Genomic DNA, 17825 nt, shown 5'->3' with positions numbered 1-17825 from the left:
GACGCTGTTTTAGTTATCCTGCCATTGCTTTTGAACCTGTTCATAGGCAAGACGGTAAATTTCTTCTTCAGAAGTGTTTGGGTTGGCTAAAACATTTGTTAAATAGCTTTTTCCTTCAAATGTTACTTTTACATTTACTTGGAGCATAATATCACCTTTCTCATTTAAATTTGTATTCCGTTTGAGGTCATTAGTATAATTGTTTTATCGCTTAGAATAGGAGGGCAATCATGTCAGTGCACTTTGAAGAGATAACAAAAGAAACGCTATATATCGCGCTTGAAATCATAAATTCAAATTCAGAATATAATATTGTTGAAAATGGGCGTGCCCAAAGGGAACTTCCAGAAATAGAAGAAGAGTTTTTGAACCCTGCCACTTCTAGTGTTTTTATTAAACTGGATGATACTTATATAGGGGTTATGGATTACTTAATGGAAAATCCAAAGGATCAATGCCCATGGCTGGGACTTCTAGTAATTCATGGTGATTATCAAGGATTTGGATTTGGTACACAGGCATATGCTCTTTATGAAAATGATATGCGTAAAAGAGGTTTAGTCCGGACTCGAATTGGAGTCATTAGAGAAAATGTAAAGTCGAAACAGTTTTGGGAATCATTAGGGTTTCTTTATATTAAAACAGCTTTAAGTGAAAATGGCAAGGAAATTTTCGTTTATGAAAAAAACTTCCCGAAGGAAGCCTAGACCTCAAGTAACAAAAATTCCTCGGCAAATCTTTGAACCTTCATTTTGTCGAGATGATTTTTTTTTAATGTAGATTCTGCGATTACCAAATGGGCTTGGATGGAAGCCATTTTTTTTAATTCTCTAATGGATACATCGCCATTCAGTAATTGAATGGCTTTTTCTCGGATGTCTTGACTCTTAGAAGAATGATACAGGAGAAAAGCAATACAAGTAACTTTATCCACAATCAGCACTCCTTATAACAAGAATCGAACATTTCTTAATATATTCGACTGTTGTTCTTAAAAATCCTGCAAATATTCTGAAAAAATAGTTGAGAAATTGTAGGAAAATTTGTTGAATATTGCTTATTTGTTGTGAGTTTTATATAATATTGAAGGGATTAAAGATACAAGATTCTATGGAAAATAACCTTACGTCCCATTGGCGTGAGGATTTTTATTTTTACATAAAAGTTGGAGGTTGCATTTAAATGAAACAAGCCCTAGTTAAGGATTTGTACAGAAATACTGAAAGTTACATAGAACAAAAGATTCAATTATCAGGCTGGATTCGCACAATTCGCGATTCAAAAACCTTTGGTTTCATTGAATTGAATGATGGCAGCTTCTTTAAAGGTGTTCAAATCGTTTTTGACGAACAATTGGAGAATTTCAAAGAAATCGCTAAATTGCCAATTAGTTCATCTATTAAAGTCGAGGGAGATTTCATCCATACACCACAAGCTAAACAGCCGTTTGAAATCAAAGCGACAAATATTTCTATCGAAGGACTTTCAAATAGCGATTATCCATTACAAAAGAAAAAACATTCCTTTGAATACCTAAGAACCATCTCACATTTAAGACCCCGCACCAATACTTTTTCAGCTGTATTTCGCGTTAGGTCGTTGGCTTCATATGCCATTCACAAGTTCTTCCAAGAAAAAGGATTTGTGTATGTTCATTCACCAATCATCACAGGAAGTGATACAGAGGGTGCAGGTGAAATGTTCCGAGTTACTACTCTAGACATCGATAACCCTCCTAAAAATGAAGAGGGTAAAACTGATTTGTCAAAGGATTTCTTTAATAAAGAAACAAACCTAACTGTAAGCGGCCAATTATCTGCAGAGGCTTTTGCCTTGGCATTCCGCAATGTATATACATTTGGTCCCACCTTTAGAGCGGAGAACTCCAATACGGCAAGGCACGCAGCTGAATTCTGGATGATTGAACCGGAATTGGCTTTTGGAGAGCTTCCAGATATCATGGACCTTGCTGAAGAAATGGTTAAATACGTAATCGGCTATGTCCTTGAACAAGCACCGGAAGAAATGAACTTCTTTAACAGCTTTATTGAAAAAGGCTTATTAGATCGCCTTAACAATGCTCATACTTCAAGTTTTGGTCGTGTGACTTATACGGAAGCAATTAATATTTTAATGGAGTCAGGCGAAACTTTTGCCTATCCAGTTGAATGGGGACTCGACTTGCAAACGGAGCATGAGCGCTATTTATGCGAAAAAGTCTTCAAAAAACCGGTTTTTGTTACGGATTATCCTAAGGAAATCAAAGCGTTCTATATGAGATTGAATGAAGATAATAAGACAGTCGCGGCAACTGATTTACTTGTACCAGGAATTGGGGAATTAATCGGAGGCAGCCAGCGTGAAGAGCGCGAGGATATTCTTGCAGGAAAAATTAATGACCTAGGTATGAGTGAAGAAGATTATTGGTGGTACCTAGAATTAAGGAAATATGGAGGTACAAAACACTCAGGCTACGGTCTAGGCTTTGAACGCTTAATTATGTACCTTACTGGTATGTCAAATATTAGAGACGTCATCCCGTTCCCAAGAACTACAGGAAATGCGGAATTTTAAAAATATCAATAAAAGAAGACCAATCCTATGGATTTGGTCTTTTTTCAATTATTGAGTTTGAAATTCTTCTTCGAAAAAAAATGTCCCGGGATGCTCCTTAACAATGTAAGAATATCTTTTCATATTTTTTACATATTGCCATTTTACAATGGTAACTTCCTCGCCAGTGTCCTTTAGTTTCACAGTTTGCCCGCTATTGAATCTGTTATTTGAGTTTCTCAAATCAACACCCCTTTTTTTCATCAAATTTAATTATATCATACTTTTTATTTCATCGCCTGTTACTGTCTAATGAAGCTTTTTAAGTGATTTTAAGCTGTTGGAAATAGTGGCTGAGGTGTGATTCCTTTCATTTAAATTTTCATTGTGTTACACTATTTAAAAAGTGAGGTGTCATTTTGTCAACTTATAAAGCGAAAAAGAGTAACCTCAAAGCCTTATTATCAAAAAACAGTATGAATCTTGAAGGTTTGGAAAAGAACACACACATTCCTTTAGAACAGCTTAACGGCTATATGTCAAAGAAAGTGATGAATTTAAGTACTGCCATGACGATTTCTAAAGAATTAAATTGCAAAATTGAAGATTTATATGACTGGGAATTAGAAAAGAAAGCGTAAGTTTTTATTTGTGTCACTAGGGGAATTCTCCTAGTGACATTTTTAATAACTTGACCATTCTATAAGGTGTTTATTCAATTTAAAATTGGAAGTATTGGACGAGAACTTGCTTAATTTTTCTTTCTCTGGTATGATTATGTAGAATTATTTTTGTTCGGTAGTAAAGGGAAGAATAAGTAACAGCTTTTCGCCTGGATCTTTAAAGAGCAAGAATAGTAATACAATGTGTGGATTACACACTAGGAGGCAACAAATATGGAAAACGGTAAAGTAAAATGGTTTAATGCAGAAAAAGGTTTCGGATTCATCGAGCGCGAAGGTGGAGAAGATGTATTCGTTCACTTTTCAGCAATCCAAGGCGAAGGCTTTAAAACTCTAGAAGAAGGTCAATCAGTAACTTTTGATGTTGAAAAAGGCGCTCGTGGACCTCAAGCAGCTAACGTAAACAAAGCTTAATCACATAGCATGTGAAAAAACAGACCTAGATGGTCTGTTTTTTTCTGCCTAGTTATTAATATATTTTTCAAATACAAAGCCAAAGTCTTTAACGCTATATTGCTTTTTGCTTTCCTCTAGCCATTGGAATGCAGCTTGATTTAGCATTTTGAATTGGACGACTAAGTTGTTATCTGTACTATTAACACGTCCTAATGTAGTTGAGGCAATATCAAGGCTTTCCTTGGCAAAACGAAGAGAAATCTCATTATCATGAGTCAGTTCTGATATCTTTATGAGCGCCTTGTATAAGTCTTTGACTTCTTCAATGTGTTTTTTATGAATATCAATCGAAAATGGCTGTGAGCCGATTTTAAATTTAATTTCGATATCCAGGTCGACAGTGCCAGCTGTCTCAAGCTTCACATCGGATATTTTATTTGTAACGTAACTATAACGATGAAGCATCCTTTTTTTACTCGTAGCACTAGTCCCATCAAGATGAATAAGGGCATTATTGGTGAAGCAATATTCATCCGATTTAGATTTGATTAAGAAGTAAATCCTTTCGTTATCCTCGTGCATAACATAATCATCGGAATCAACCTTATCATAATTTTCTGGTTTAATGACAGAACCAACATCACTTAAACCTAATATATCCGCTGCTACTTTTCCAAACATACTATCAACCTCACTTACCCAAATTTTAGTTGCCATTCAACTTATACGTATAGGTTCTTAAGAAGTTTCGTGTTTTTTGAACGACAAAACAATTTATGCACCATTTTTTTGTCTTATGCTCTCTTTTAAAAGTACAAATAATTCAGTATTTGGTATAATAAAAAATGCATCCATTGGAGTGAACATTTTCATTGGAAGGAAATGAATTTTAAAGGGGAATATAGGTAATGCGACCGATTTCACTAGGCATTTTAGCTGCCTTCTTTTTTGCCTTTACGTTTATTATTAACCGTTCAATGGAGTTAGATGGAGGGAGCTGGATATGGAGTGCTTCACTTCGATATTTCTTTATGATTCCTCCGCTATTGCTTCTTGTATATGGGAGAAAAAATCTAAAGCCATTATTAGTGGAGATGAAAAATAATCCCCGTGCCTGGCTCTTATGGAGTTTTGTAGGCTTTGGTCTATTTTATGGACCAATTTGTTTTTCCGCTGCCTATGCACCTGGCTGGTTAATCGCTTCTACATGGCAAATAACCATTATCACTGGATCGTTATTAGCCCCGCTTTTTTTTGAAACGGTTATGACAAAAAAGGGCCCAATCCAGGTAAAAGGCAGAATACCTTTCAAAGGCATGGCTATGTCATTCATTATCTTGCTCGGTATTATATTAATGCAATTGGAACAAGCAAGTTCTCTTAAGCCAATCGAAGTTTTATTAGGAGTGTTACCTGTCATTATCGCGTCATTTGCTTACCCTTTAGGTAATAGAAAAATGATGGATGTGTGTGGGGGAAGACTCGATGTTTTTCAACGCGTATTAGGTATGACACTTGCCAGCATGCCGTTATGGATTATACTTGCGATTTATGGATTGTTTACGGTTGGTCCGCCAAGTATTGGTCAATCGGTTCAATCGGGGCTCGTAGCGATTACCTCCGGTGTAATTGCAACCATTTTATTCTTCCAGGCAACGGATCTCGTAAGAGGGAATATGCAGAAACTAGGAAATGTGGAAGCTACACAATCGATGGAGGTTTTATTTGCCTTAATCGGAGAGTTAATTTTATTGAAAGCGGCATTTCCATCCGTGATCTCCTGGACAGGAATGATACTGGTGATGGCGGGAATGATGCTTCACAGCTATGTGTCTCACAAAGGCAATATCCCTGATGGGAAAAAAGTGAGTGCATAATCGATTAGAGCCTAATTAGTTCGTTGATTAGGCTCTAAGCAGTTATTAACTAGTAAGATAGGGTGTTAGTTTATCAATTGTATCCTGTACGAGTTTTGCATTTTTCTTATACATAGCTTTTGATGCCTCGTCTTCTGTTCCAAGAGAAAATATTTCTAAATCAGCCTGTACTTTTTTTAGTGTTGCCATTAGAAGAGGTCTTTGAGTAGGAGATGGGGTTTGCATTTTGTCGTCATAGATATCTACTGTTAATTCTCCGTATGAATCCACTTGCCCGATAAATACATTGTCGAGCGTAAGTTCGAGTTTTTCTAATTCTGTGCTTAGCCATCCTCTACTCTTCCCAGCAGACCTCAATGCTTCATCCAAAATACTACCGTCCATAATCACTGTTTGTGGTTCTTTTTCATTGGGCATCGTCATATTCAAATCTTTAGGAGTTAATGGGCGATTCTCTTTTTTTAATAAAGTACTTAAATTACCTCTAGGTTCGAGGACAGCAAATTCAACATCAGCCACCCGAAAGATATCTTTTTGACGAAGCAATGCAGATAATTCATCTATAGTATATTTTTCCTTTTTTAAATTTTCTTCTAATACCTTCCCATCCTTGATAAAGACAGTTCCTCTTCCTTCAACGATGTCTCGGAAAGATTTACTTTTTAATGCTAAAATATCGGCCAAAAGAGTAACAAGACCGAAAATAAGGACTGCAAGTATTCCATGGTAAATATTTTTTTCAAGACCGGTAATTGCTTCTCCGGCTATACTTCCAATCGTTATTCCTGATACGTACTCAAAGAAAGAAAGCTCAGAAATTTGTTTTTTTCCAAGTATTTTTGTTATTAAAAATAATAGTGCTAAGAAGACAAAGGAACGGATGAAGATATCAATCCAGCCCGGCATTTTCACTCACCTCAAAAGTTTTAACCTTTATATTGTGGTTCAAGTCTTTCTAGTTCCAAAACACGTGTTTGTAAATCCTTTTTCACACAAGTTATTGTTATCATGGTGTCATGGAAGACTTCTTGAGCACTTTTATCATTAGAATTTAAGGCAAGGGATGATAATTGTGCTTCAATTCCTTTCATATTGGCTAGGCATTGCTTAACACTTGCAGCAATGGTCATGATTATACTTCCTTTCTAATCAGATAACCAAAAGAGTTGGCAGGGATGCCAACCCTTTTCGTTTTTATTGGTTATATTGAGGCTCTTCAGCTAAAATTTCTTGAAGCCGTGGTTCGAGACTATCTAGGACGGTTTGAGTTTGTTGAGCTGCATCTTGATAGAGTTTTTTTGCGTTTTGATTATCCGTTGCCAAAGCAAAGGTTTCAAAGCTGGCTTGAGCACTTTTTAATCCTGCTAATGCTTGTTTAACTTGGGTGCCGACTGTCATGGTGTAAGGCCCTCTTTCCTTTTCAAAAATATATTACAAGCAGTAGTATGTGGATTTACTTAGAATTTATGTGATGTAAAAAATATTACGATTTTTAATAAATAAGACTTTCCATTTCTAGTGGATGGAGAGCATGTGTTTTATCTAAAAAGATAAATCCATCGTAGCGGCTGCTCATGACTGATGGCACATAGTTTCCATATTGCTCATGTTCAGGTCGATAAACAACACCGATAGCACGGTGACCAATTCTTTTGCTGAATTCTTCCCGATTTTCATCGTTAAAAATGAGGTATTGGTTATAAGCACCAGCTTTATGCATAAGGTTTTCCCAGCTCCCAATTTGAGCAGAGGGGACATTTGTAACTCGAAAATCGACTCCCCATTCCGTTGAAGCGATTACTGTACCGCTGTTAGTCCCAAAGCCAACGATGTATACATCTTCAGGGGAATTCTGTTCCCGTATCAACTGACCGACATTTACCATACCTGCATCTTTCATATCGGTTGCCCGAGCATCACCAACATGCGTATTATGTTCCCAGATGATTACTTTTGCTCCGTCACCATAATACTTCATAACCGCATTCAAAGATTCGACCATATGTATGTCTCTCACGTTCCAAGACTTCGAATCACTGGTAACCATCTTCCGGTAATACTCTTCAGCATTAACCGTAACTAGTGCATTAACCTCCATATTTAAGCTGCTTTCATCATCATCATCATATTTCCATTTGTTCTTTTGGATAGTAGTAAGAAGCGAAAGGGCTTCCTTCATGCAGTCCTCTGATAAGTAACCTGCGGATACGGCATAGGATTCATTATTACGATTAAATGGTTCAAAGCAGTTAAACGCATTTCTAGCTTGTTTAAGTCCTGTGTTACCGGTGCGTTCTAAGTATTTTATAATTTCGTCCATACTCTCCCATAGACTATATACATCCAATCCGTAAAAACCAACTTTGTTTTTTCGCTTTGCTTGTTGATTAAAGCTTTTTAACCACTCCATTAATTCAATGATTTCTTGATTAGCCCACATCCACGTTGGCCAACGATTAAAACTCTCAAGTGCCTCTCTAACATCACTCTTGGGTGAACCGATGTCTTTTATATAGCGATTTATGCTTTGGCAGGATGGCCAGTCTCCTTCTACAGCAATGACAGAGAAACCTTTTTCTTGGATTAATCTTTTAGTAAGCTCAGCGCGGAGCGTATAAAACTCTGACGTTCCATGAGATGATTCGCCGAGAAGGACATACTTGGCGTCACCGATAGCTGCCACCAGAGGATTAAGATCATTAATGGAATCGAAGGGTTTAGCATATTTCTTTATGGAATCGAACATTAAAAGACATCCTTTCATAAATAGTGATATTGCTAATCTTCCCTAAAGGCATCCTTAAATAACAAAAAAACTTCCAAATAATCAGGAAGTTTTGAATTACCATTATCGGTACATCGTCCATTTTCCAACGTCATTAAATCCAAGTCGTTTATAGATACGTCCAGCTTCAGGATTATCATAGAAAAGGCAAAGTATTTTGCCTTCGTCCATTATATCTTTAAAAAGCTTCTGCATAATGCCTGTGGCTAACCCTTTACGGCGATATTCTTTTCTTGTACATACACCAACAATCATCGCAGACATTGAATTTTCTGCTGTAGTAGATACACAAGATGTCATTTGTCCATTTTCTTCTGTGTAATAAGTTCTCGCCATATTTGATTCCATAGATGTTCGTAACATTTCAGCAGCATTATGACTGAGATGGAATTCATCAATTGTTTTACGAAGAGATAGGATTTGGTCAATTTCATTTATACTCGCCTTTTTTATGTACACATTTGTTTCACCGAGATATTCAGTACTCTTACATTCAGCAAAGAAGGTTTCTTGTTTCTTTCCAAGTTGAAGGACATTATAGGATTCAAATTTCTCGACAATATCAGTTTTCCCGGATAAGAGAACTGGCTGAGAGTGAGAAATAATAATCGAGACAAACTCAGCAACATTAAATTCTCCTTTGGCATAAGGGATAAATGATTGATAGTATCTGAGAAGAACGGCGATGATTTCTCCTTGGTGATTGAATTCTGCCCAGATTTCTTGGAAATCTGATTCGTATCCAAAAACCTCTATGTCACCAATGATAAATAAATTAATAGACGGTTCTTCACTTAAGAAAGAAATTACTTGGTCATGATCATTTTTGGTTAATTTCCTAATGATAAAAATCGCCTCCTTGGATGCTAATATTTTATCCAAAAAGTGGGTAATGTTCAATAATAATAATCTAATAGTTTGGCTTAATATGGTTTTTTTAATAGTCTGGTAATTTAGAAAAGTTCACCAATTCGTCACAACACTGTGTTTTAGGAGGGCATTAGAAGTGATATAATATAAGTGTAAAGAAGATATAAAAAGTTAACTTCTTAGGAGACTCAACCATCCGTGTTCGTTCCGTTTGTGAACGAGTAGTAAAGGTTTTCCCTTGCAATGTTTGGTAGGTGGAGCGATGTAAATTGAATTGGAAAGGTGCAAGACTAACTAAACTTCTTTTTAGTGAAAGAGGAAATCGTCTTTTCAAATGTAGGTACACAAGTTATTGTAATTTGGGAGTAAAGAAAAGTTATCTACCTATGTAAACGGTACGTAGATAAAAATCTCAAACCAAAAAAGATCTTTCTTAAAATTATGATGGAAGCTTCCTTCGCGAAGAAACCTAAAGTAATGAAGTATAGAAAGAATCTAAAAAACAATAACTAAAACAAATAGGAGCTGTCAACTGTTTGGTCCTTATATTTGATAAAGAAGCTCACCTAAAAGGTAAGGAGTAGTAAGGAGATAATGATATTTAATAAATGAAAAATCTTTATTTATATTATTATCTAAACCTTCAACCAAATCAAATCTTACATTGCCAAGAAACTAAACCAAATAAAAGGATAATGAGTCAATCGGTAGTACCGGTAAATTTGTTTCTTTTAAGGAATTTGAATTCCATTAAATCCCATGTGAATTAATTCCTTCAACGGAACAACACCCATCGGCTAATTCTCCAATCTTCCATTAGATCGTAAAATGACTAAAAGGAAGAGTAAAGAACACTTTGGCTGATGTCATGGTTGGGTCCCCTAAGAGGTTAATATTCCCAAGTAGCTGTCTCAATGGAGGCGGCTTCTTTATTTTGTGATTTTATTAAAAAATAACCTTAGAATTTTACCTAGAAAATTGGGAAATAAAGTGTTTAAAAATTCAAAAAACTATCAGTTTACTGATATAATGGAATTATAAGTCTATACGAAAGGGGCAAGATAATGACAGGATTTCCAAATGTAAATCTTAACGAACAACAGAAAGTACTTATGGAGAAAGTTCAACACAAAGGATTAACCACCAGAAAAATCATTCAAAGAATTATGCTCATTACAATCGGGGCAGCTTTAATGGCCGTCGGATTGGAAATTTTTCTCGTTCCCAATCATGTTATTGATGGAGGCATCGTAGGCATTTCGATTATGCTTTCTTATCTGACTGGTTGGAAACTCGGTATTTTTATCTTTATTCTTAACATCCCTTTTTTCTTTATCGGTTATAAACAAATTGGAAAAACCTTCGCATTATCCACTCTTTATGGAATTACCATTCTTTCTATCGGCACCACATTACTTCATCCAGTTCCTGCCTTTACCCAGGATATCTTACTTGCAACCGTTTTTGGGGGAATCGTCCTTGGGATTGGAGTAGGGATGGTCATCCGCTATGGAGGTTCCTTGGATGGTACTGAGATTCTCGCCATTCTATTTAATAAAAAACTTCCATTTTCTGTTGGTGAAATTATCATGTTTTTTAATTTATTTATACTGGGAAGCGCTGGCTTTGTCTTTTCGTGGGATCGGGCTATGTATTCTCTAATAGCCTATTTTGTTGCCTATAAAACCATCGATATTACCATTACCGGCTTAGATGAATCCAAATCGGTTTGGATTATTAGTGACAATTCAAAAGAAATTGGTGAGGCCATTATGAATCGCCTTGGTCGTGGCGTGACCTATATTAATGGAGAGGGTGCCTACTCAGGAGATCACAAGAAGGTAATTTTCTGTGTCATTAACCGACTTGAGGAAGCAAAGTTGAAGGAAATTGTTACTGAAAGTGATGAAAACGCATTCCTCGCCGTAGCTGATATCGCTGAAGTGCGCGGAGGAAGGTTTAAGAAACGAAATATTCACTAGAAAATGTGTCTTGGTTTGACGTAATCCCAGATGGGTAGAATCTTATAAAAACTCACTTCTTGTCGCTTAATGACAAAAAATGCCCACTAAAAATCGTCTTTTGTCGTTGTATGCGCTTACCTAGGAAATAATTAATAGTTATTTTGGTTTATTTCCCAAAGGAGAGATGTTAGTTTCATAACTAACATCTCTTTTTATGTAGCCAAAGTCTAAAATAGCAGTTCGAATACTTCGTTTAATTCATGAGCCCTTTTTTCATCTTGCTCTTCCTTTGCATAATTAATTTCTTGAGGAAGCATTTCATTTAAACAGTCAATCTCCTTCTGGCTTAACTGTTTCACAAAATCTCCTTCAGAAGTAAATTTTCCTTCAGTTAATTTGCGATATAATTGTTTCCCTTCAGAATGTTGATCACTGTAATTTGATAAGATTTCACGTAAATAGCCCAATGTTTTATCCATTTAAGTCAACCATCCTTTCACTTTTTATCTTTTGACGAAAAGGGATTTATAATACCTTTCCTTAATTAGATTCACATTATAATAAATGGTACAGACTATAGAAGAACCGTATTCAATGGAAGGATTGGTCTAAAAAGGGGGGACCTGCTTGTTAAACCATTTGGTTAAAGCAATACCAAATTTATTTACTATTGGGAACTTATTATCTGGTGTCTTTTCGATTACCTTTAATTTGAATGGATATTTACAAATGGCAGCAATGTTTATTTTCTTATCGGCAATATTTGATTTTTTTGATGGACGCTTAGCAAGAAGATTGAAGGTGAATAGTGAATTTGGAGTTGAACTTGATTCATTAGCCGATATTGTTAGTCTTGGAGTGGCACCAGCGCTATTATTTTACTCATTAGAACCATCATCAATTTTCACGACAATTGCATTTATGCTATTTCCAACGATGGGCGCATTACGCTTAGCAAAATTTAATGTAAAGCCAACCAGAGGCTACTTTATGGGTCTGCCAATTACGGCTGCTGGGCTGTTAATGGCTTGCATGGGAATATTTCTATACAGTAGTGCATTCATAACCATTTTACTATCCATTCTTATGGTGAGCCCTATAAGAATAAAGAAGCTATAACAACATTTTGCTAACCAAAATATATTCTGTAAACAAATAACATTTCACCAGTAGTTTTCCAATCATATTCTCACCTTAAATGTAAAGATTAAGCTAATGGAAGGGTCATTTTACTTTCCATTCTCACGTAAGATAAAGGAGTGCTTTGGATGAGAAATATGATAAAGCCGTTTTTCAATATGTTTGGTAAGAAACGAAAGAGCAGGGGGGCCATGTGGGCATCGCTGCTTGGAGTCGGAATAAGTGCTGCCGTTTTTGGATTAACAAGAGGAAAACGAAATAATATTGCAGTGCCTTTTCAAGATGTAGTCCAAAGCTTCACACCCAAAACTAACTTAAATGGTATGAGTAACACTGCATTAGCTGAATTCTCAGAAGAGTTATTAACTAGTGCACTAAGAAATGATAAAAATCGATAAAAAAAAGTCCGCATTCAATGCGGGCTTTTTCAAAGTGTCGGGAAGGGAACCTTCTTGGGTTTATATTCGATGACCTCTGAGGAATATAGCTTAATGACTAAAAGGTTCCCAATCGTTTTAGCTTGGATTAAAATGGGTTGATTATACATATTCTTAAATTCAAAATCAGGACCGTACCAACTCACGGTTGCATCACGTCCAGGTGGAATATAGGGGACATGTCTGCTGTGAGAAAAACGCTGAACGATTTTCAGTCCTGCGCTATCGACTGCATTAAATAATGTGGAAGATACCTGACATATTCCTCCGCCGATGTCTTCGGCATATTCACCTTTCACAATCACTTTAGCCTTTTCATACCCCTTCTCAGTTGTCCGTTTGCCTACTACAGAATTAAATGAAAATGTGTCACCAGGAAACACAACATGATTATTAATGGCTTCGACTGCCAATTGAATATTGGTTGACCGCTTTTTATTCCTGGGATTAAAAGAAGTAATGTACCGGCCAATTCGAATACTGCGAATATCTGAAAGTAATTCACTATCCACCTTTGGATAAACAGGATACATAGGTATTTCTAATGTTGATTTGTTCTGTTCGAAAAAAAAGGAATAGAAGCTTTCTGTAAAAGCTTGTCGATTGATGCTTAGACCAGCCTGCTCAGGAATAATATTTTCATGCTGATCCAGCCTTGCATCTTTGGGTATCACTGACAACTGCTTTTCTAATTGATTTAACAGTTTATTATATTTTTTCGTATCCAAAATAAAGAAACTTGGATTCCCTATAGCGTAATCTTCTCTATTAATAGTAGAAATTGGTTTTCCATCCTTAGTTATGTCCACACCAGCTTGAGGTGTTACCTGCTGAATTATAAATAAAAAGGTAAATAACCATGTAACACTCATATAGCACAAACCTCCCTCATGTTAATTTGAGGCAAAGTTTGTATTTTTATGTAAGAAACTAACCTGAATCATTTTGGAAAGGGATACAAAAAACAAGTGTTACTCTTTTTTTAGATTTGTTGAAAAAAGTGTAGAATAATAGTATATAATCAAGTAATAACACGAATTTCGCAAAGTGCTAGCAGTTTGCTATTTAAATGATAGGAGTGTCTCCCTTGGCTGAAAATGGAAGAATTCAATTAAATGTAAGGATTGCAAAAGAAACCTCTGACAAACTAGACGAAATTGTTGAATACTATCAGGAAAATCTTAAATTAGGCAGAGTATATAAAGGTGATGTACTAACTGATATCATAGAAAAATCATATGAATTAATGAAAAAACAAAAAATGGGTATAAAGAGATATTAAATGATTATTTTGTTAGAATATTTAGAAATAAATTTGAATATTTAATGTTTGGAGGTATAATAGTAATTGTGGCATACCAACTGGTTAGTATGTATGAAAGGGTGAAGTGAATGGAATTTTTATATTCTGATAAAGTGAAAGAGTTACAGACAAAGCTGACAAACTTCATGGAAGAACACGTATATCCTAATGAAAAAGTCTATGAGCAGCAATTAAACGAACAGGATAATCGGTGGAGTGCTGTCCCTCAGGTAATGGAGGACTTAAAGGAAAAAGCAAAGGCTGCTGGTCTCTGGAACTTATTTCTCCCAGAGAGTGAATATGGAGCAGGATTAACGAACTTAGAATATGCTCCGCTTTGCGAAATTATGGGTCGCTCAATGATTGGTCCTGAAGTGTTTAACTGCAGTGCTCCTGATACTGGTAATATGGAAGTAATGGTTCGCTATGGTAAAGAGGAACACAAGGAAAAGTGGCTTAAACCATTACTAGCAGGGGAAATTCGTTCTTGCTTTTCTATGACTGAACCGGCGGTAGCTTCTTCCGATGCAACAAATATTGAAGCAAGCATTGTAAGAGATGGTGATGAGTATATCATTAATGGACGTAAATGGTGGTCATCTGGTGCAGGAGATCCCAGATGTAAGATAGCGATTGTCATGGGGAAAACAGACTTTAATGCTAACCGCCATGAGCAGCAGTCGATGATTCTCGTTCCTCTTAATGCACCAGGGGTGCAAATTGAAAGGATGCTGCCTGTTTTCGGTTATGATCATGCCCCGCATGGGCACGCTGAAATTACTTATAAAAATGTTAGAGTTCCGGCAGAAAATATTCTTTGGGGAGAAGGAAAAGGTTTTGCGATAGCCCAGGGAAGATTAGGACCTGGAAGAATTCATCACTGTATGAGATTGATTGGTGCAGCAGAGCGTGCTCTTGAATTTTTATGTAAGCGTGTTCAAGAACGTGAAGCCTTTGGAAGACCGCTTTCAAGCCAAGGGGTTATTAGGGAATGGATTGCTGATTCAAGGATCGAAATTGAACAAGCAAGATTATTGACGCTGAAGGCAGCTTATATGATGGATACTGTTGGAAACAAAGAGGCGAAAACAGAGATTGCTATGATTAAAGTGGTGGCACCTAACATGGCTTTACGTGTGATCGACAGAGCGATTCAAGCTTTTGGGGGTGCTGGTGTATCAGATGATTTTCCACTTGCTGCGATGTGGGCAAATTCGAGAACATTACGACTTGCAGACGGACCAGATGAAGTACACCGCGCTCAGATAGCGAAGCTTGAATTAAGAAAATATCAATAATAAAAAGTTCGATATGCAAATGAAGGTATCTCAAGACAGCTGTCGAAAGAAATGGTAGTAAAGATAGAGAGATTAGAAGAAAGGCAGTGAAGTACCTTGAAATTGAATGGAAAAATTGCCATTGTAACCGGCGGGGGTTCCGGGATTGGACGCTCTACAGCGATTCGCTTTTCGAAAGAAGGGGCAAAGGTGGCTGTTGCTGATTTGGATTCCCTAAGCGGTGAAGAAACCGTCAGCCTGATTCAAGAATCTGGTGGTGAGGCTATTTTTATCAAAACGGATGTGAAGGAATCCAACCAGGTAAAAGATCTTATTAACACCACAACGAATACTTTTGGCGGCCTGCATATTTTGGTCAATAATGCAGGAATTGGTCATTCAGAGGTTAGAAGTGTAGATCTCTCAGAAGAAGAATGGGATCATGTGATTGATATCAATTTAAAGGGTGTATTCCTAGGAATTAAATATGCTATTCCTGAAATGAAAAAAACAGGCGGCGGTGCAATCATTAATACTTCTAGTTTGTTAGGCTTAAAGGGTAAAAAATATCAAGCTGCTTATAATGCTTCAAAAGCAGGTGTAGTACTTCTAACACAAAATGCTGCACTTGAGTATGGCAAGTACAATATCCGTGTAAATGCCATTGCTCCCGGGGTTATTGATACAAAAATTCTCGATGTCTGGAAGCAGGATGAGAGAAGATGGCCATTTATATCAAAGGCTAATGCTCTTGGTAGAATTGGATCTCCTGATGAAGTGGCAAATGCAATTTTCTTCTTAGCTTCAGAAGAAGCATCGTTTATTACAGGTGCAACTCTGTCCGTTGATGGTGGAGGACTTACTTTTTAACCTTAATTGATAATTTTGGAGGGAAACGAATGGCTGAAAAGAAAATAGGGATGGCACAATATCCAGACTCGATTTCATCAACAATCTCAAATCCTGAAAAAAATCTAGTAGAAATACTTCAAGAGACAACCGCAAAATATCCTACAAATAATGCACTATCCTTCTTTGGAAGAAAAATTACCTATCAGCAATTACTAGGACTTTCTCAAGGCTTTACCTCTGCTCTTCAGCAAAATCAAGTTCAAAAGGGTGACCGTGTGGCACTTATGCTTCCGAACTGCCCGCAATATGTCATTTCTTATTATGGCACGTTAGGTGCAGGGGCAATTGTGACTCAAGTAAATCCTATGAGTGTCGAGCGGGAGCTTGAATATATCCTGAATGACTCTGGAGCAGAAACCATTGTAGTCATGGATGCGTTTTATCCTAGAGTAAAAAGTGTTCAGCCACGGACCAGTTTGAAGAATATCATTGTCGTCAGCCTGCAGCCATCAGGACAAGATTTCACTCCAGATACCAGCTTTGAACAATTCTTAGCAACTGGCAACGGACAGGTAACTCCTGTAAATATTGAAATGGAGCATGACATTGCTGTTCTTCAATACACAGGGGGGACAACAGGAAGGTCAAAGGGAGCGATGTTGACACATCGAAACATCGTGGCAAACGTCCTACAATCCTATGAATTCTTCAAGCACGAATTTGAACTTGGAAAAGAACGCTGTTTAACGGTCATTCCTCTTTTCCATGTATTTGGTATGACAGCTTGTATGAACCTTACCATTTTTACTGGCGGGGAATCGATTATGCTTCCACGTTTTGATTTAGAGGAAGTATTAAATACAATTAAGCATGAACAGCCTACTACTTTCCCAGGGGTTCCAACCATGTATGTGGCAATTACCAACCATCCGCGTGCTGAGGAGTACGGGTTGAATAGTATTAAAACCTGCAATAGCGGCAGTGCACCTATGCCTGTAGAACTACTCCGTGAATTTGAAAGAAAAACAGGGGCAAAGATTTTGGAAGGTTATGGACTATCCGAAGCTTCTCCAACCACACATTGCAACCCTCCTTTTGCGGACCGTAAGCCAGGAAGTGTAGGCATTGGGATGCCATCTACGGAATATAAGATTGTAGATGTGGGTAGTGGTTTAGAAGAAGTTCCCGTTGGGGAATTAGGTGAAGTGATTATTAAAGGCCCACAAATTATGAAGGGTTACTGGAATATGCCGGAAGAAACAGCCAATACATTAAGAGACGGCTGGCTCTATACGGGGGATATAGCCAAAGTTGATGAAGAGGGTTATTTATATATCGTTGACCGTAAAAAGGATTTAATTATTGCAAGTGGTTTCAATATTTATCCTCGGGATATTGAGGAAGTTCTTTATGAGCATCCTGCTATTCAAGAAGCCGTTGTCATTGGAATTCCTGATGTATACCGTGGAGAGGATGTAAAGGCATTTGTCGTTTTGAAGGCTGGCCAAACACTTACAGAAGGGGAAGTTATTACCTATTGTAAGCAAAATATGGCAACTTATAAGGTTCCAGGAAGTGTTGAATTCCGTGAGCAATTGCCTAAGACACAAGTTGGTAAAATTCTCCGTCGTGCCTTAAGAGAGGAAACAGTTAAAAACTAGAAAGGGTAACAATTTTCTGCATATTGT

At 36.9% G+C, this 17825-nt stretch carries 22 protein-coding genes; 12 read left to right on the top strand and 10 right to left on the bottom strand.

Features of this window, described 5'->3' with window-relative positions; translation table 11 throughout:
- Positions 1-9: 9 nt before the first annotated feature.
- Complete coding sequence (locus tag MLOOGBEN_RS14945; protein ID WP_179159065.1) at positions 10-147, bottom strand: BA3454 family stress response protein; 138 nt, start codon at positions 145-147, stop codon at positions 10-12.
- Between the two features lie 83 nt (positions 148-230).
- Here MLOOGBEN_RS14945 and MLOOGBEN_RS14940 point away from each other — a divergent pair, with 83 nt between their 5' ends.
- Complete coding sequence (locus MLOOGBEN_RS14940; protein ID WP_218781201.1) at positions 231-707, top strand: GNAT family N-acetyltransferase; 477 nt, start codon at positions 231-233, stop codon at positions 705-707.
- Here MLOOGBEN_RS14940 and MLOOGBEN_RS14935 read toward each other — a convergent pair.
- Positions 704-934: a hypothetical protein gene (locus tag MLOOGBEN_RS14935; protein ID WP_179159064.1), complete on the bottom strand. Its 231-nt coding sequence runs from the start codon at positions 932-934 to the stop codon at positions 704-706. The two genes, MLOOGBEN_RS14940 and MLOOGBEN_RS14935, sit on opposite strands and share 4 nt — an antisense overlap.
- Before the next feature lie 248 nt (positions 935-1182).
- Between MLOOGBEN_RS14935 and asnS the strand changes: the two genes are divergently transcribed.
- The 3 genes from asnS to MLOOGBEN_RS14920 all read left to right on the top strand — a co-directional run bounded on the left by asnS (position 1183) and on the right by MLOOGBEN_RS14920 (position 3650).
- Entirely contained in the window at positions 1183-2574 is a 1392-nt protein-coding gene (asnS, locus tag MLOOGBEN_RS14930) for an asparagine--tRNA ligase (RefSeq protein ID WP_179159063.1), read from the top strand.
- A gap of 398 nt (positions 2575-2972) precedes the next feature.
- Positions 2973-3194: a helix-turn-helix domain-containing protein gene (locus MLOOGBEN_RS14925; RefSeq protein ID WP_179159062.1), complete on the top strand. Its 222-nt coding sequence runs from the start codon at positions 2973-2975 to the stop codon at positions 3192-3194.
- Between the two features lie 255 nt (positions 3195-3449).
- Positions 3450-3650, top strand: a complete 201-nt coding sequence (locus MLOOGBEN_RS14920) for a cold-shock protein (protein ID WP_095251122.1) — start codon at positions 3450-3452, stop codon at positions 3648-3650.
- Positions 3651-3698: 48 nt separating this feature from the next.
- Here MLOOGBEN_RS14920 and MLOOGBEN_RS14915 read toward each other — a convergent pair whose 3' ends face one another.
- Positions 3699-4313: a PH domain-containing protein gene (locus MLOOGBEN_RS14915; RefSeq protein ID WP_179159061.1), complete on the bottom strand. Its 615-nt coding sequence runs from the start codon at positions 4311-4313 to the stop codon at positions 3699-3701.
- Between the two features lie 227 nt (positions 4314-4540).
- On the opposite strand from MLOOGBEN_RS14915, the gene MLOOGBEN_RS14910 reads away from it, so the two are divergent.
- Positions 4541-5509: a DMT family transporter gene (locus MLOOGBEN_RS14910; protein WP_179159060.1), complete on the top strand. Its 969-nt coding sequence runs from the start codon at positions 4541-4543 to the stop codon at positions 5507-5509.
- Between the two features lie 45 nt (positions 5510-5554).
- Here the strand turns inward: MLOOGBEN_RS14910 and MLOOGBEN_RS14905 are convergent, their stop codons facing one another.
- From MLOOGBEN_RS14905 to MLOOGBEN_RS14885, 5 genes are all read right to left on the bottom strand, one after another.
- Positions 5555-6415, bottom strand: coding sequence for a DUF421 domain-containing protein (locus MLOOGBEN_RS14905; protein WP_179159059.1), 861 nt, complete (start codon positions 6413-6415; stop codon positions 5555-5557).
- Positions 6416-6435: 20 nt separating this feature from the next.
- Complete coding sequence (locus tag MLOOGBEN_RS14900; RefSeq protein ID WP_179159058.1) at positions 6436-6639, bottom strand: DUF1657 domain-containing protein; 204 nt, start codon at positions 6637-6639, stop codon at positions 6436-6438.
- 64 nt (positions 6640-6703) lie between these two features.
- The gene (locus tag MLOOGBEN_RS14895) at positions 6704-6907 is read right to left on the bottom strand and encodes a DUF1657 domain-containing protein (RefSeq protein WP_179159057.1); all 204 of its coding nucleotides are present in this window, start codon (positions 6905-6907) and stop codon (positions 6704-6706) included.
- A 94-nt stretch (positions 6908-7001) separates the two neighbouring features.
- Positions 7002-8255: an erythromycin esterase family protein gene (locus tag MLOOGBEN_RS14890; protein WP_256989112.1), complete on the bottom strand. Its 1254-nt coding sequence runs from the start codon at positions 8253-8255 to the stop codon at positions 7002-7004.
- A 102-nt stretch (positions 8256-8357) separates the two neighbouring features.
- Positions 8358-9140: a GNAT family N-acetyltransferase gene (locus MLOOGBEN_RS14885; protein ID WP_179159285.1), complete on the bottom strand. Its 783-nt coding sequence runs from the start codon at positions 9138-9140 to the stop codon at positions 8358-8360.
- 1136 nt (positions 9141-10276) lie between these two features.
- Here MLOOGBEN_RS14885 and MLOOGBEN_RS14880 point away from each other — a divergent pair.
- Complete coding sequence (locus tag MLOOGBEN_RS14880; protein ID WP_179159284.1) at positions 10277-11146, top strand: YitT family protein; 870 nt, start codon at positions 10277-10279, stop codon at positions 11144-11146.
- 209 nt (positions 11147-11355) lie between these two features.
- On the opposite strand, the gene MLOOGBEN_RS14875 is transcribed toward MLOOGBEN_RS14880, so the two are convergent.
- Positions 11356-11607: a sigma-G-dependent sporulation-specific acid-soluble spore protein CsgA gene (locus MLOOGBEN_RS14875; RefSeq protein WP_179159055.1), complete on the bottom strand. Its 252-nt coding sequence runs from the start codon at positions 11605-11607 to the stop codon at positions 11356-11358.
- Between the two features lie 148 nt (positions 11608-11755).
- Here MLOOGBEN_RS14875 and pssA point away from each other — a divergent pair, with 148 nt between their 5' ends.
- Positions 11756-12247 (top strand): CDP-diacylglycerol--serine O-phosphatidyltransferase, encoded by a 492-nt coding sequence (gene pssA, locus MLOOGBEN_RS14870; protein WP_179159054.1) that lies wholly within the window; start codon positions 11756-11758, stop codon positions 12245-12247.
- 149 nt (positions 12248-12396) lie between these two features.
- Positions 12397-12666 (top strand): hypothetical protein, encoded by a 270-nt coding sequence (locus MLOOGBEN_RS14865; RefSeq protein WP_179159053.1) that lies wholly within the window; start codon positions 12397-12399, stop codon positions 12664-12666.
- A 29-nt stretch (positions 12667-12695) separates the two neighbouring features.
- On the opposite strand, the gene MLOOGBEN_RS14860 is transcribed toward MLOOGBEN_RS14865, so the two are convergent.
- Positions 12696-13577: a VanW family protein gene (locus MLOOGBEN_RS14860; RefSeq protein WP_179159052.1), complete on the bottom strand. Its 882-nt coding sequence runs from the start codon at positions 13575-13577 to the stop codon at positions 12696-12698.
- 215 nt (positions 13578-13792) lie between these two features.
- Between MLOOGBEN_RS14860 and MLOOGBEN_RS14855 the strand changes: the two genes are divergently transcribed.
- The 4 genes from MLOOGBEN_RS14855 (at position 13793) to MLOOGBEN_RS14840 (ending at position 17798) form a co-directional block, all read left to right on the top strand.
- Positions 13793-13987 carry a hypothetical protein gene (locus tag MLOOGBEN_RS14855; RefSeq protein WP_179159051.1) on the top strand — a complete coding sequence of 65 codons (195 nt, stop codon included), beginning with the start codon at positions 13793-13795 and terminating at the stop codon, positions 13985-13987.
- A 110-nt stretch (positions 13988-14097) separates the two neighbouring features.
- Complete coding sequence (locus tag MLOOGBEN_RS14850) at positions 14098-15306, top strand: acyl-CoA dehydrogenase (protein ID WP_179159050.1); 1209 nt, start codon at positions 14098-14100, stop codon at positions 15304-15306.
- A 96-nt stretch (positions 15307-15402) separates the two neighbouring features.
- Positions 15403-16155, top strand: a complete 753-nt coding sequence (locus MLOOGBEN_RS14845; RefSeq protein ID WP_179159049.1) for an SDR family NAD(P)-dependent oxidoreductase — start codon at positions 15403-15405, stop codon at positions 16153-16155.
- A gap of 29 nt (positions 16156-16184) precedes the next feature.
- Positions 16185-17798: a long-chain-fatty-acid--CoA ligase gene (locus MLOOGBEN_RS14840; protein WP_179159048.1), complete on the top strand. Its 1614-nt coding sequence runs from the start codon at positions 16185-16187 to the stop codon at positions 17796-17798.
- The last annotated feature ends 27 nt before the right edge of the window (positions 17799-17825 follow it).

Source organism: Bacillus sp. EB106-08-02-XG196 (genome assembly GCF_013396335.1).
Classification (GTDB): Bacteria; Bacillota; Bacilli; order Bacillales; family Cytobacillaceae; genus Neobacillus.
The sequence above is the reverse complement of the archived record's forward strand: the minus strand, read 5'-3'. Positions and strand labels throughout refer to the sequence as shown.

Bases quoted from the DNA above. Each gene is read 5' to 3' on its own strand.
- MLOOGBEN_RS14880 (WP_179159284.1), top strand. From the start codon at position 10,277: ATGGAGAAAGTTCAACACAAAGGATTAACCACCAGAAAAATCATTCAA.
- asnS (WP_179159063.1), top strand. From the start codon at position 1,183: ATGAAACAAGCCCTAGTTAAGGATTTGTACAGAAATACTGAAAGTTAC.
- MLOOGBEN_RS14905 (WP_179159059.1), bottom strand. From the start codon at position 6,415: ATGCCGGGCTGGATTGATATCTTCATCCGTTCCTTTGTCTTCTTAGCA.
- MLOOGBEN_RS14910 (WP_179159060.1), top strand. From the start codon at position 4,541: ATGCGACCGATTTCACTAGGCATTTTAGCTGCCTTCTTTTTTGCCTTT.
- MLOOGBEN_RS14895 (WP_179159057.1), bottom strand. From the start codon at position 6,907: ATGACAGTCGGCACCCAAGTTAAACAAGCATTAGCAGGATTAAAAAGT.
- MLOOGBEN_RS14915 (WP_179159061.1), bottom strand. From the start codon at position 4,313: ATGTTTGGAAAAGTAGCAGCGGATATATTAGGTTTAAGTGATGTTGGT.
- MLOOGBEN_RS14840 (WP_179159048.1), top strand. From the start codon at position 16,185: ATGGCTGAAAAGAAAATAGGGATGGCACAATATCCAGACTCGATTTCA.
- MLOOGBEN_RS14875 (WP_179159055.1), bottom strand. From the start codon at position 11,607: ATGGATAAAACATTGGGCTATTTACGTGAAATCTTATCAAATTACAGT.
- MLOOGBEN_RS14920 (WP_095251122.1), top strand. From the start codon at position 3,450: ATGGAAAACGGTAAAGTAAAATGGTTTAATGCAGAAAAAGGTTTCGGA.
- MLOOGBEN_RS14890 (WP_256989112.1), bottom strand. From the start codon at position 8,255: ATGTTCGATTCCATAAAGAAATATGCTAAACCCTTCGATTCCATTAAT.
- MLOOGBEN_RS14945 (WP_179159065.1), bottom strand. From the start codon at position 147: ATGCTCCAAGTAAATGTAAAAGTAACATTTGAAGGAAAAAGCTATTTA.
- MLOOGBEN_RS14940 (WP_218781201.1), top strand. From the start codon at position 231: ATGTCAGTGCACTTTGAAGAGATAACAAAAGAAACGCTATATATCGCG.
- MLOOGBEN_RS14860 (WP_179159052.1), bottom strand. From the start codon at position 13,577: ATGAGTGTTACATGGTTATTTACCTTTTTATTTATAATTCAGCAGGTA.
- MLOOGBEN_RS14865 (WP_179159053.1), top strand. From the start codon at position 12,397: ATGAGAAATATGATAAAGCCGTTTTTCAATATGTTTGGTAAGAAACGA.
- MLOOGBEN_RS14850 (WP_179159050.1), top strand. From the start codon at position 14,098: ATGGAATTTTTATATTCTGATAAAGTGAAAGAGTTACAGACAAAGCTG.
- MLOOGBEN_RS14900 (WP_179159058.1), bottom strand. From the start codon at position 6,639: ATGACCATTGCTGCAAGTGTTAAGCAATGCCTAGCCAATATGAAAGGA.